The organism is Seongchinamella sediminis, from assembly GCF_003457605.1.
GTDB lineage: Bacteria > Pseudomonadota > Gammaproteobacteria > Pseudomonadales > Halieaceae > Halioglobus > Halioglobus sediminis.
The window spans coordinates 1-13677 of record NZ_QRAN01000036.1 but is presented as its reverse complement, the minus strand read 5'-3'; the positions used below and the strand labels follow the sequence as shown (position 1 = coordinate 13677).

Sequence of the window (13677 nt, the reverse complement as noted above, 5' to 3'; positions counted from 1 at the left end):
TACATCGAAGTGGACTACAATCGAACCCGCCGACACAGCGCCAACGGCTTCATAAGCCCGGAAGCGTTTGAGGCACAACAAGTCGCTTAACTGCGTGTCCACTGTTGGTGGGCAGGATCAACGAGCCTACGAACAGAATCAGTTGGAGGTAATGGAGATTGGATTGGGCTCTGACCCCCTGGCATCTGCACTACTGCGATACATGGATGATAAGCCTATATGGGAGGGGTCAATATCCCGACTATTATCATGCTTAAACGCCTCCACTGATCGTGGTTTAAGAAGTGGGCCGGCATGGCCTCGAAGTCCAATATCGCTTGGGCGTGGCTTAGTACGTATTGAAACAAATCTGCGGGCTTTAGGAATCCACGTTACTAGGGATGGCCGTACGGCTTCTGAACGCACCGTTAAGATGGTGAATATACACATAGCCTCTGCTATAACGGCTGCTAATTCTCCAACGAATATCCGCGCAGCACAGTGAGGTGACAATTCAACGAGCTTAGCTGGTCCCTATTTGTCATTCCGTCACGAGCTATAGGCTATGACGGAATGACAGATCTGTTTTGTAGAATTTCGAGTGATGATTGCAATTAATGCTCTCTAGTCCTGGTATTTCAAATGACAAAATGACGGATAGAGTGCACAAATATGTGAGGGAAGCTCGCCTATTCTCATAATAAGATTCGGGCTGGCGCGGTTAGTGCGAAACTACTCAAGCCTTGCCAAGTCAGTTAGAGATCTGCAATGACCCATTTTATGTGCCCCGATCTCTATTAGAGATGCTATAAGTTCACCCATACTTAAGTCAGTTTGGGTTTCATATCTATATTGGCGCAAAGCGATATCAAAGAAATCCAATAGTTCACCAAACATCAACTCGCGGTCAAGTGTCTGTCCTGCTGAGTCATCTTTAGCAACAGATTGCACTGAAGCTTGGCTATTAATAGCGAGCATTATGGCAATTCTGGAGAGGACGTTGTTTGGAACACCGGTCCTATTTTTAATCGTCTGAAAAGTATCCCTGACCTTTTTAGATATTGAGATCGAATCTGGAATGTCCACGAGTTACGCAGCCTCCGTGTTTGATGACCGCCAAAAATATCCTTCCTCGCATACAGTGCTTCCAGTTTCAGAGTCATAACTTAGCTTGAATGCATGCGACATATCTCGATATAGATCTGAATAAAATTTCTCGTCCACCTCAGTGTCGGTAGAGAGAATGAGGACTTGGTGGCTCGCCGTAGGGAAGTAGTGTTTCACTAACTTCGATCTGTGCTTTGAATCGAGGCGTCCCAATGGAGTGTCAATAATTATAGGCAATTTACGGCCGGAAGTTTTAGCAAGCGCTTCCAAGATGGAGATGGCGTAGATCTGCTTCTCTCCAGCGGAAAGACTGTTCTTTTCGACATTCTTTCCGGATGCATCCACCAAAGAAACGCTAAAAGTGACTGGATCAATCTTAGCATCTAAGCAGATGTCATCTTTTCGTGCTAATCTCTGAAACGACTGCGAGAACTCTAGTTCTAGCTGCTTAGTTTTTACTGCAGCGGATTCTGCTGAAAAACGCTCTAGTAAACTCTGTACCGATTTCGCTCGATTGATGTTACCGATGGTTTGGGATGCACGCCCTTCTCTCAGGTAAAGCTCATCAAGTTGCCTAGCGACGTCCGCTGCTTCTCTGAGTAATCGTCTTGCCTCCTCTCGCTTTAGCTCCCGTTGCACTTCCAAATCATTGACAAGTTTCTGAAGTTGGCTGAGTTCTTCAAGTGTTTTACTAACACTTCCTTCATCGGGTGCTCTTGAAATTCTCTCACCTATTTGATCGAGTTCTAAGTTGATCTGAGATAGGGCTTCTGAAAATTCCTTAACTTTGAGGGCATCGTGTTCTAAAGCCCTGTAAATTTTTGACTGAACAGACGACTTCGTTCGGCCTCCTATGTCATGCAATACATTATCATCTACTGCCGAATAGCTTGGTTGATCAATGACCTTTCTTAGAATGGATTTTACGTGATTGAGTTCTTGGCTATTGAGACTTCTATCAAGCTCTTTCTCAACGTCGACCCGGAAGGAGTTGACCTTTCGTACACTGCTCAATTGAGCGGTGATTGCTTCTTCATTTTCTAGCGTTTTAGAAAGGGAGTCACAAAATCTAGGTGCTAGGCTAAGCGGATATGCCCCACCGAAAAGATCACGCATTTGCTTCTCAATGTTGGCGCGCTCATCGAGAACCTTTTCCTGGTTTCGAATTTCTTGGTCTCTAGTAATAGCCCAAGCGCCACCGCTTGCAAGAAACTCTCGATTAGCGAGTTCCAAATTTTCCTTAGCCCCCAAGTACTCTGGGTAACTATCGCGAAATTCTGATTCAGCTTTGTTTGCCTCAGCTTCGAGAAATTCCAGTTTAGATTCTAACAATTCAATTTGATCACGCAGATCTTTCGTCGCTGAATCTCGTTGCTTATTTCTAACCAAGACACCAAGATCTGAATTCAACCGGTCGACTAGATCAAGTCCAAGAAGCCTTTTGATGGAGTTTGAAAGTGCGATACCACTCTCATCGGTGGCAAGTTCTGATATCTTTTCGCCGTCGAAAAAGAACAGGTCAGAAACACCAATTGGGATTAACTCGTTCAAAAATCCCTGAGACTGTTCGTAGGTAAAGCCCTCCATGGGCTTGCCGTCTTTGACTATTTGTAGGAATTCCTTAACGGAACTTCCCTTTCTAATCCAGCTTCGAGATACCGTATATTCCTGGCGAACACCCATATGAGAATAGTCAAAGGAAAGTTCGATAGCCGAGCCATTCGCCTGGGCGTTTCCGTCTCGACTTTTGTGAATACATGAATCGAGGTATTCATGATAACTCTTTAAACTGGTAGAAACTCCTAATGACTGCCGTCCATAAAGAACAAGTCTCACCGCAGTGAGAGTTGTTGTCTTACCGGCACCGTTCAGTCCTCCAAACAAAACAATAGGACGCTTCGCATTCCATCTAACTCGCGGTGCAAGGTCGATCGTATGTGATCCCTGAAAGACACGAAAATTGTTAAGTGTAAGAGAATTAATTATCACGGTTTAAGATCCTCATGGCGCTTCATAAGTTCATCTACCTTACGTCTATGAGCGCTTTTCAGAGGTTCATTTGCTCTTGCTTTGGCCACGTCCTCGAAAGAACTCCAATCCTGGTTAAGAATGCTCTCGAGTCTATTAAGAAGTCCATCTCGTCTACTTAAACCACTCATGTCTAGTTCGACTTCCATCATCTTCATGATCATTGCAGCTGGGACATTGGTCTCTTCTTCATATTTATTGAGAATATACTGATCTGAGCCTGAAAAAATTCCAGCGTCATTATCAATCCAATCTACATACTCGTCTGGATAGAGTGACTTAAAAATTTTAGGTAAGGAATCAGACCAATCCGGTTCGTTTGGATCCCACAACCACTGCTGTCTAATTGCGTGGAGCTCTTCTCGTGAAACTAGTTCTATATCCTGTCCATTTTCGCGAAGTCGCTTCTCTTCGCTTAGAAGGCGCCTCAACCACAGTTTCCGATATTTCATCCAATACGGGCCGTGGATGTGCTTCCGGACAAACTCGCCGTCTTCGGTTATTGAGCCGGTGCTAGAGAAAGTTATCTTTCCTGTACGACGTTTAGGGTTGCGATACTTATTGATGTTATCTGATTGAGTGGTGTGCCAAAGATAGTCCCGTATTCGAAGTAAGGGTTGCATCCACGTTGCACCGGACTCGATGAGACCATGAAGCGCTCGATCTTCGGTTACAACCGTGCAAGTCCAGCAGCCAAATCTTGAATTTCCACACGAGGGTGTGCTCTTGTCTATAACGACAGGGCACTCGCCCTGATTTGATCCCTTATAAAGATCCAGAAGCTCTCTATTGCTACCACCCCAAGGACAGGGTGCGCTCATCAAATACTGCCATACATCATCGTTCTGCCAGTCTTCAATTGGCATATATGTATATGCATTCGGAAGTGAAGAGTGTCTACCTAGCGAAGTTCCTTCAATTCTGTGCTTGGCAATAACCTGGGCTCGAGTAGAACTTTCTGCACTTCTAGAGCCCAACGCTACGACTACTTCCCCGAACTCAGCAGCTCTATCGAGAATGAATGCGCTTACGGGCTCGATCTTCATCCTTTCAGTGCACCATCTGAATCTTGTCGTTGGTGCGGGATAACCACGACCGAGAAGATTTACCCAGAAAGTTCTGTCAGTAATTGGAGAAACAGCATGAGCGCTGATTGGCAGGCGATACTCTTCCGCTTTGGAGTTTATAAGCTGAAGAACAGTATTGATCATTTCCTCAACGACCGGTGTTTCAACCAATGTATTGGAAGAAACCACATAAATTTTCTTAGTACGCTCTGGCACGGGTAGCGCCGATACAGCGTGGAATATTAGGGAGAGTACAGTTGTGGAGTCTTTGCCTCCGCTGAAGCCTATAACCCATGGACGGCTATCAGCACTGTAGATCGACTGGATTTCTCCAATGAGATCTGTAAGGGGTCTACCTGCAATGGAGAGACCCTCAATTAAATCTTGATGTGTATTAAACACGAATTTCTCTTCAGCCGTCATTGAAGGCTCTCTCAGCATCCATTTCAGTTTTCGTGAGCTCTACAGACAGAGCCTTTTTGATGTAATTGCACGTCAATATAACGTTTGTTCTAGACTTACTTATCCGTCCATGTACTACTGCTCTTCCATTCCAGTCTGGAGAGGCTCGCGACCAGTCGATGGAAGACAATTTCTTCAGCTTTTTTTTCCAGGTTGCTGTATGGTGAATGACTAAATCTGCACCGACCATACCTATTGCTTGTAGTGCTACCCCATGTGCGTGTACGAATTGTTCACGCATCTCGCTAGCTGTGACCTTTCTAAGTTTTACACTGTTCCAATCAGGCATATTTGCGCCTACTTCTTCCCAGAATTCAGCAGCGAGCTCCATCTCCTCGTCAGAGACCGAGTGTTTAGATCCTTTTCGGAGAAGCGCTTTGCTGGAGTTTTTGATGCTACTTATGGTGAAGAGCTTAGGGCTCCTGTTGCTGATACTCGATTTTTCAAGCTCGGTCATTCGATCGAAGATACTTACCGTTCTAACGAGGTACCTTGCCAACTCGGCTAATTGATCCCGGTGATCATATAAAGTGCTGATAGAGTTACTGGGGCGCACCGCATGTTTGTTTAAATCTGCAAACATTTGTTGGCTCGTCTTAAGGCCCTCATCAATAAAAAACAACACCGAAATGTGGTCGTGGCCAAGCTCGGAGTTCTCCGCTAGAGCTGCCTCAATACCGGCACGGCGATGCTGCCCATCATTGATCAAAATTTGTGCATCCATGGGGATTTGAATGGTTCCCATGTTTTGTCCGGGGCCTGAATCAGCAAGTGGAGCGAAGCCGATCTTCGCGTTTACAGAAGCTGTTATTGCCGATAAAGTGTAATTTTTGGGGTTATCTAAAAGATAAGCGGAAAGGTCGGGTATGCGTGATTTGTTTAGTTTACGCTGAGCTCGCAGCTCTGGCGGGACGGATTCCTCGTCAAAACAAAATATCTTTGGAATCAATCGCATTGGGAGCATAGCTATGTAGCATGCTCTACCCGCTTGCACCCCTCTCACGGCAGGAAACGAATGTGAGAACTCGGGATTTGTAACTGAGGTCATGGGTGATTCCTTCTTTTAGATGGAAGTTAAAACAAGTGTACGTGGAAGTCAAATATAACTTCCTTCGAATGCATGTGGGTGTACTGGAGGCCGCGTTAGGGTCGGTTCTTGCTAGGGATCGTAGAGGGAGACCTCTCACCGGAATCGTAAGGACAAATTCTTGGTACGAAGGATAAGCTGTTTCTTATCAGGCCCTGTTGGGGTAAGACATGGAAAGGTTACTTAACTCAGAGCTCAGAGCGGCTCCATTCTTCCAGAAGCTATCTCGAGAGCTAAGCGCAAACGAAGTGAAGCTAATGTGCTTCGGGGATTTTTCTGGTTACCTTGCTTCGTATGATGGCGACGTGGAGCTTTCTAAGGAAAGCGTTAGGGAGCTCGCTAACCTACTTGCCCAGTACAACATCGCCTCTATTCCACATATACGTAGTGGAGCCAATCGGCAGTTGCTCAGTAATCCGCTCGTGGTACTTGAAGATTCTAAATCGCTTAATAGAACGGGCGTAGATTTTCGAAATGCATTGCTAATAACTAAAGTCGCGGCATTAATGGCGAAGTCGGATAGCGTGGTTAGCGAAGGAGAATCTGCGCGTGTACTAGCGCGCGTTGATACTCTCCGCCATATAACTGAAGAAGAAAAAGTCTATCTAAAGGCGCAATCGCTGTACTTACTATCCACTCCTACTAGACGCGATCTTGTACTACACAAACTTGCTGAATCGAGCCCAACTTTGAAAGCACTTGTTTTGGATGTAGCAAAGGATGTGGCGATAGCTGACGGTGTAGTCGAGGAAGCTGAATTAGATTTTCTACAGGATCTTTATCGTGTTTTCGATATGTCTGCTAGATCTGCTAGATATGACATAGAGGAGTATGCGCGAGAACATTACGTTGTCCTTGATAAGAAACAGCGCATTGCCCCAATAATTGAGGAAGAAACTGTATGCGAATTTGAGGACGTGCTTGAAGACCTATTAAGCGACTTTGAGTTTTAAAAGATATGTCCCTTTCTGACCTAGACTTACCGATTAGCGTAACGACTGGTTACACAAATCCTGTCGAATCACTTTTTGTTCCATTACTACAGAACTGTAGAGAGTTTGATGTCGCAGTAGGATACTTCACCTCAGGATGGCTGAGAGATACGGCACCTGGAATAGCAGAGTTCGCCATTAATGGTGGGAAAAGTCGATGGGTGGTATCGCCTGAGCTGCAACCAGAAGATGTCACTTCAATGCTGGATGGAGTATCCCAGGAGGAAGTACAAGAATATGCTGAAAGAAAGCTTTCAGATGTAATTGCTCAATTGCAAGAAGACACCCGCAAAGAGTTGTGTGCCCTCATTGCCTGCAAAATCATTCAATTCCGAATTGCTATTCCAAGATCGGGGCCAGGACTATTCCATGCCAAAATTGCAATCGCAAGAGATGGAACGGGCGACAAGATTGGCTGTAGCGGTTCCTATAATTTTACTAGTGCCGCAAGCTCAAACTGGGAACATATAGATGTTTTTAAGAGTTGGGCCGGCGATGGGGCAGTAAGAGTCTCATTACTTGAGGAGCGATTCGAAGCGCTTTGGACTGCCTCTGATCCGAAATACCAAGTCTTCACTCCGAGCATAGCATTTTTAGAGAAGATACGTGATTCAGCTAATAGCGCAGTAGATAGGTACAAGCATCTAACTGAGAGCAATGAGCTAGAAGAAAATACTGAAATAACACTGAGACCCTACCAACAAACAGCTATTGATAAATGGGGCTCAAACAATGGACGTGGAACTTATGTCATGGCCACTGGTTCGGGTAAGACCATAACTGCATTGGCGACCATCAATCGCCTGGTTGAGCGGATTGTTGCTACTCAAGGGGGAATGCTTACTGTAGTGATTGTTGTCCCGCTGAAACACCTTTTGGACCAGTGGTACGACGAAGCTAGAGAGTTCGGTTTCTCACCTATTCGCTGTTATGAAAGTAGTGTGCTATGGGTGAGTCGGCTATCTGCGCAATTAGGCGCAGTTAGCGCAGTGGGAAATGGAGCGATAATTGCTTTGGTTACCAATGCTACGCTGACCTCAGAACACTTCCAAAAGTTTATGTCAAACGTAACTGGAAATTTTTTGTTTGTTGCAGATGAAGCCCATAACTTAGGGGCTAAAACATATCTTGATGCGCTCCCTAAGAATGCTAATTTCAGACTTGCCCTATCCGCAACACCGCAGAGATATAATGATGATTTTGGAACGGAAGCACTCTTTGAATACTTTGGAGAACCGGTAATCGAGTTCACTTTAAAAGATGCAATAGATTCAGGATTTCTATGCAACTATATTTATATTCCAACAATATGTGAACTAACAGAATCTGAGTACGAAGAGTACCTGGAACTAAGTCAGTTGATAAAGGAGGAATCGAAGAAGAGTAAGGAAGCTGGGGAGAGAACTCGCGAACATGATCGTCTTTTAGGTAAACGTGCGGACCTGATATCCGGAGTTGAGAGTAAGCTAACAACTTTAGAAAATCAGCTACGAGAGCAGAGAGCCAAGGGGGAAGTAACACATACCCTTGTTTACTGCGGCAGTAGGAAGGGGGCAGATGATCGCCGTCATATAGAAAGAACTATTGAATTGATCGGTACCAAGTTCGATATAAAGGCTAGAAAGTTCACGGCAGCTGAATCTATGGATGATAGAAGACAGATGCTGAAACTTTTCGGATCTGGCGAACTAGGGTTGATCGCGGCGATTAAATGTTTAGATGAAGGGGTCGACGTCCCTGCGACAAAGGTGGCATACATATTGGCGTCAACCACCAATCCGCGAGAATACATACAGCGTAGAGGGCGTGTACTTAGAAAGTACCCTGGAAAAGAGCTGGCTGTTATTTATGACTATCTTGTCACGCCGCCGGATGAAGCTGCTACAGAGTCAGATCTTGTTGAAAGAGAGCTCGAACGAGCTTGGGAGTTTGCTGAACTCGCGGTAAATCGTGGAGATTGTGCGCCGCTATTAGACAGCGTCGCTAGGGAATATCGGATAAGTTAATGAATCGTACACCAGCACAAATTATTGAGGCCCTCGGGCCAATTGAGCGCACAGTCCTAGAAGGAATGCTGAAGTTAGAAAAGAGCCTAATTCACATCCAAGATATTCATCGCAATATATCAAAGGAACGTCAAGCAGTAGAGGGGACTCAGAAGATAATTGACGAGAATGTAAAAGATGAAGATTGAACAGATAAAAATTAATAATTTTCGTCAGTTTCACGGTTTGACTGAAGTTGAGTTTTCAACAGATCCTAAAAAAAATGTAACCGTCGTCCACGGCGCCAATGGTAGTGGAAAAACATCATTACTAAATGCATTTAAATGGTGTTTTTACGGAAAGACTGACTTCGATACGGGAAACGATTCTATACTCAATGAAGCCGCCATTGAGATTTCGAACCTTAACGAAAATATTACCCTAGAAGTGGCAGTAAAATTTTCTCACGAAAATCTGCGCTACCAAGCTACCAGGAGACAAATATTTCGCAAGGAGGCTTCACTTAAAGCAGTTGCAACAGGTGAAGATGTATTCAGTCTAGACGTAACTAAGAGTGATGGTCAAACTATCAGATCTAGATCCCCTCTCTCTGAAATGCTCGCAATACTACCTGATAATCTTCAACCCTACTTTTTTTTCAATGGAGAAAGAATCGAAAAGCTTGCTGGCACTAATCACAGCGCACAAATACAGGATGCTATAAAAAACCTGATGGGCTTAGAGCTAGTTGAAAGAGCCATAAGCCATTTAGGTAAGGCTAAGAGTAGCTATAGAAAAGACATTAAAAAGTACGCTACCGAAGAAGAGGGACTTCTACAGGAAGAAATTGCTCGATTAGAAGAAGACGAGCGCAGGTACACCGACAAAATAAAAGCAGCAGTTAGGTCGAGAGAAGAGGCTGAATCTGAATTGGTTTCTATCGACACAGAGTTAAGGTCCTTTGATAAGTCGAAAGAGTTACAGGAGAAACGATCCGATCTAGAAAAGCAAAGTCTAGAGAAACTACAAGAAATCGACCGTATTGTGGCCAAACAGAAGCAGCTCATTGCTGAATCTGGCTTTTTAACTCTTTGCGATGATGTAGTCGCAAAGAGCATAAAAATAGTTGAAGAAAACAGGAAGAAGGGCGTCCTCCCATACAGAATTAAAGAACAATTTATAGATGACCTTATAGGTCTTAAGCAATGTATCTGTGGAACATCGATAGTCGAGGGAAGCAAAGAGCATAAGTGTCTAGTTGATGCCAAGCAGCAAGCTGGATCAGAGGATCTTGAAGCTAGTTTTACCCGAGTTTCGGCACTATTGAATGACCATGAAGATACCAAAAAGAGATTTTCGCGGGATTATGCGGAGCTAGCACGACAACTTCTTCATACAGAAAATCAGAAAGAAGATCTCAGCTCTCGGATAGCAGATATTTCCGCGAGATTGTCTTCGTTTAACGATAGACGTATTGCTGAGCTTGAGGCTCAGCATGCTACGTTCCGTTCGACTCGAGACCGTGCACTACAGGATGAAGGTGTGGCTATCCAAGAGCGTAATGACTGTAGAAGTGCGCTTATTGAGAAGAATACGTACTTAGCTCGCTTGGAAGGACAGCGGGGAAAAGCTAGCCTAGTACAGAGGAAGATAGATACAGCGGAGACCGTCGGGAAGGCATTTGAAGACTTGTACGAATCACTCGCCGATCACGTTCGTGACGACCTCTCAAAGAGAGTCAACGATACTTTCCAATCAATTATTCGTAAGCCAGTCAAGGCTATTATTGATACTGACTATCGGCTACAAATAGTAAAGCAGACTTCAGACGGACATGACTATGTGGTTAGTGAACAGTCGACAGGTGAGCGCCAAGTTACAAGCTTGAGTTTTATTTCAAGCATTATTGCGCTAGCGAGAGAGCAGCATGCAAAGAAGACCACTTTCTTCCAGGGAGGTCTGTATCCACTTGTTATGGATTCCCCCTTTGGTGCACTTGACGATGACTATCGAGAAAAGGTTGCTGAGAGTGTTTCCGAATTAGCGGAACAGGTGATTATGTTCGTGTCAAACTCGCAGTGGTCGGGGCGAGTCAAGGCCGCTTGTGAAGCGAAAGTTGGTAAATCATACAAGTTGGTTTACTACTCTCCTGTTTCAGATATCGTGGACGGCGAATACGTTAGAGAAACGGATGCCACGTATGAGTACACTACGATAGAGGATGCGAGCTAATGAAAGACTATCGAGTTCGACGTCCCAAAAAACATGAAGATCTCATGAACTTTCTCAAGGATGAAAATATTTTCGATTCTCTAAAGTCGTGCTTGGTATTTGCGGCCGCAGTTGGCGCCGAACAAGGTATTCGTTGTGAATTTACAGAGTCAGCTGAAAAAATACCTTTAAGAATATTCAACGAATCTCAAGATTTACCGTTTATGCTCGCATTGGCTCTATCAATAACAGGCGATATCAGCTATTTCAGAGCTGATAAGATGGATGAAGTCATATTGATATTTGAGGAAACCGCTGCGGCAGGATTAGATTATTTGGAAGGTAGCGTGGACCAATCCAATCCCAAGGAATCTATTGAGAGATTAGTCATCGGTAATAATTCGGGCAGCATGATAGATGATCTTGCTAAAATTTGGTGATTGACTCTAGTTGGAGAACTGGCTCAGTTCTGTTAATCCAGACTTGGAATGTAACAGCCAAATTTTAAAAATAAAGGATTTCTCTGTCGTAGCCTGACGTTCTCGGGTGGTATTCCTACTGCCTGTAAAGCTTGATAAGTAATAAAACACTGGTGCCAAGCGTAATCGTGAATGCGAGAGCCAACGTTAGTGTTAGGCTATTAAAGTTGGCTTTTTCACCGTTGAGTATTTGGCTCTGCAGTTCTTTGGTCTTCATATGTGCAGCTAGCCATGCGAAAGCACTAATTATTGTGGCAGCTACGCTGGCGGTTAGAAAAACAACTACAAATATTGGGGGATCTTCCAGGCTAAACATTGAAGTAAGAGAGGTGATAAATGCGCCGATACCAAGTGAAAAGCAGTTTGCCCAAATTCTTTCGCTTGAGCCCGCCTCAATTATCCCTGTGATTTCTGACACTAACACTTCAACTTTTCTTAAACGCCTTGGTGGGCCGTTCTCTAGTGATAGGCAAGCCAATTCACTCGCACGGTTTTCAAGTTCTTTTTCCGACTTCTCTTCCTCTGCCTCGCGGGGAAGAAAGCTGCCGTCATCAATATAAATACGATTAGAGTTTTCAAGTAACCAGACAGTGAACTCGTCTATATGTTGACGAGTGTAACCTTCTAGCTCTTCAATACCGTATTCGGTATTTGGTCCCTCGAGCCCTTCTGGTGTGTATTCAGATAGATATTCCAGTAGTACATCGAATCCTTGAACTGGTTTCGAAATGTCCAATCGGGAGAAAATGAACTCTTCTGCTTGGGGGAACCAGTCCAATTTTAGCTCTCCCTCTGGTCAAGTATATCTGACACTTGTACGCCTATTCGCTCAAGCACTAGGTACTCTTCGCTACTTAAACTACCTAACGAATCAAAAAAGTCTTCTACTCTACGAAGCCTCGACAATTGATCCACCTCTGAAGGTAGGGGTGGTAATTCTTCTAGTCGTCGTCCCTGATCTATCATTTCACGGTGGCGAGGTTGAGCAAGATGTTTTAAGAACTCTCGTGCTTCGCCAGGATTGGAAATTTCAGCTGAATTGCTATCTATTTTAGTAATTGCTTGGTAAAGCCTCTCCCTTGCCTGGCTGTTCTCGAATCGCATTTCAGAGTCATTCCAACCCAGCCAATCTCGCCCAGCTTTTTGTGGGGCCAGAAATTCGAGTAGAAGAGTGTAAGAGTTTCCAGTGACGTATTGCCCATAAACTGGATCAGAGAGCATTTGCATGTATGCTCTGTAACCTCTTAATCGACGACCCGCTTCGTGGGCCGTGATTCCAAGTAAAGAACCGATTTGAGATAGTGTATGGTTAGCGTCATCTAATAAGTCAGCGATGAGGCGTGCACTTTGATAGCCTGTCCAGCGCTTTGGGCCCGACACATGTCGAATGCCCATTAAGCTAGCTGTATGCTCCTTTATATTCTCTTGCGGAGCATCGACTAGTACGACGTTTAGTGCTGCAGCTTTATCTATAATTTTTTTGTCTAGATTGGTTAATCCTTTTCTGTGATCTTCAACGAGGCTTTTCAGGGCCGCAGTTCTTCGGTTTCCCTCGACTACGACATAGTATTGATGGTTTGTATCGCAATTAAGGTGTCTGACAACGATACGATCAATTTCTAAGAATCCATTCTGAAGGATGGAATCTCTGAGCTCACCAAGCCTCTCTTTCTCTAGAGCTCTTTGGATTTCGGTTTGCTGTTCGAGTATTTCATGATCAGGAGTTATGGGTTGAGAGCCACTGTAATCAAGTCGATAGTTGTTGGGGTCGAGCAATAACTGCTCTAGAGAAACAGTAATGTCATCTATTCTCACCTGTCTAACCCCTTACTATTACCTGTTTGAAAACAATGGTTTGATGCTAATAGGTGGATTGTCTATTTTTCTACACTAAAAGATATATACAAAATCATTTTTATGAATTTGAACATATATACAATTTGAAAATGGATGCTGAGTTAATTATTACTAAATCCATCCTATATGGAGTCAGTGCTTTCCAACACTGACATCCATGACGGAATGACAAATAATTTTTATATTTAAAAAATAGGTGGTGGTTAGTTTCATAAACTATCTGTCATTTTGTCATAATTACTAATTATCAGATCTGATTTTTTCATCAGCTGAATCCGCTTTCTTCTGAAAATAGATATTGACTCACTGCTGTCCGGTTAACTGAGCCCATGATCCACGTAACTCCATGAATAGACTCCATTTTTTACCAATAAATTGTGGTGTCGACTTGAACGTAATAGAGCTTTCGGGCGACCTTTCGGG

11 protein-coding genes are annotated in these 13677 nt (G+C 44.1%); 5 read left to right on the top strand and 6 right to left on the bottom strand.

All coding sequences use genetic code 11. The annotated features are described in order from the left end of the window. Nucleotides 1-711 precede the first annotated feature (711 nt). Genes DWB85_RS18620 through dndB form a run of 4 tightly spaced genes read right to left on the bottom strand, consistent with a single transcriptional unit; the run spans nt 712 to nt 5691 of the window. Nucleotides 712-1065, bottom strand: coding sequence for a DndE family protein (locus DWB85_RS18620; protein WP_117957528.1), 354 nt, complete (start codon nt 1063-1065; stop codon nt 712-714). A 3-nt stretch (nt 1066-1068) separates the two neighbouring features. After that, a complete protein-coding gene (gene dndD / locus DWB85_RS18615; RefSeq protein WP_117957526.1) occupies nt 1069-3075 on the bottom strand; it encodes a DNA sulfur modification protein DndD in 2007 nt (668 codons plus the stop codon). Continuing rightward, nucleotides 3072-4604, bottom strand: a complete 1533-nt coding sequence (gene dndC / locus DWB85_RS18610) for a DNA phosphorothioation system sulfurtransferase DndC (protein ID WP_117957524.1) — start codon at nt 4602-4604, stop codon at nt 3072-3074. Before dndC ends, dndD begins: the two co-directional genes overlap by 4 nt. Beyond that, on the bottom strand, nt 4594-5691 hold the full coding sequence (dndB, locus tag DWB85_RS18605) for a DNA sulfur modification protein DndB (protein WP_117957522.1): 1098 nt from the start codon (nt 5689-5691) through the stop codon (nt 4594-4596). Before dndB ends, dndC begins: the two co-directional genes overlap by 11 nt. A gap of 209 nt (nt 5692-5900) precedes the next feature. Between dndB and DWB85_RS18600 the strand changes: the two genes are divergently transcribed. From DWB85_RS18600 to DWB85_RS18585, 5 genes are read left to right on the top strand one after another with little or no spacing between them, the layout of a single operon-like run. Continuing rightward, on the top strand, nt 5901-6683 hold the full coding sequence (locus tag DWB85_RS18600; protein ID WP_117957520.1) for a tellurite resistance TerB family protein: 783 nt from the start codon (nt 5901-5903) through the stop codon (nt 6681-6683). 5 nt (nt 6684-6688) lie between these two features. Further along, nucleotides 6689-8728 (top strand): DEAD/DEAH box helicase family protein, encoded by a 2040-nt coding sequence (locus tag DWB85_RS18595; protein ID WP_117957518.1) that lies wholly within the window; start codon nt 6689-6691, stop codon nt 8726-8728. After that, nucleotides 8728-8916 (top strand): hypothetical protein, encoded by a 189-nt coding sequence (locus tag DWB85_RS19455; protein WP_133300682.1) that lies wholly within the window; start codon nt 8728-8730, stop codon nt 8914-8916. The genes DWB85_RS18595 and DWB85_RS19455 overlap by 1 nt, the downstream gene beginning before the upstream one ends. Continuing rightward, nucleotides 8906-10939 carry an AAA family ATPase gene (locus DWB85_RS18590; protein WP_117957516.1) on the top strand — a complete coding sequence of 678 codons (2034 nt, stop codon included), beginning with the start codon at nt 8906-8908 and terminating at the stop codon, nt 10937-10939. Before DWB85_RS19455 ends, DWB85_RS18590 begins: the two co-directional genes overlap by 11 nt. Next, nucleotides 10939-11358 carry a hypothetical protein gene (locus DWB85_RS18585; protein ID WP_133300681.1) on the top strand — a complete coding sequence of 140 codons (420 nt, stop codon included), beginning with the start codon at nt 10939-10941 and terminating at the stop codon, nt 11356-11358. The genes DWB85_RS18590 and DWB85_RS18585 overlap by 1 nt, the downstream gene beginning before the upstream one ends. A gap of 115 nt (nt 11359-11473) precedes the next feature. On the opposite strand, the gene DWB85_RS19450 is transcribed toward DWB85_RS18585, so the two are convergent. Both DWB85_RS19450 and DWB85_RS18580 read right to left on the bottom strand, forming a co-directional pair. After that, on the bottom strand, nt 11474-12175 hold the full coding sequence (locus DWB85_RS19450) for a hypothetical protein (RefSeq protein ID WP_133300680.1): 702 nt from the start codon (nt 12173-12175) through the stop codon (nt 11474-11476). A 2-nt stretch (nt 12176-12177) separates the two neighbouring features. Beyond that, nucleotides 12178-13212, bottom strand: coding sequence for a ParB/Srx family N-terminal domain-containing protein (locus DWB85_RS18580; protein ID WP_117957512.1), 1035 nt, complete (start codon nt 13210-13212; stop codon nt 12178-12180). Nucleotides 13213-13677: the final 465 nt, after the last annotated feature.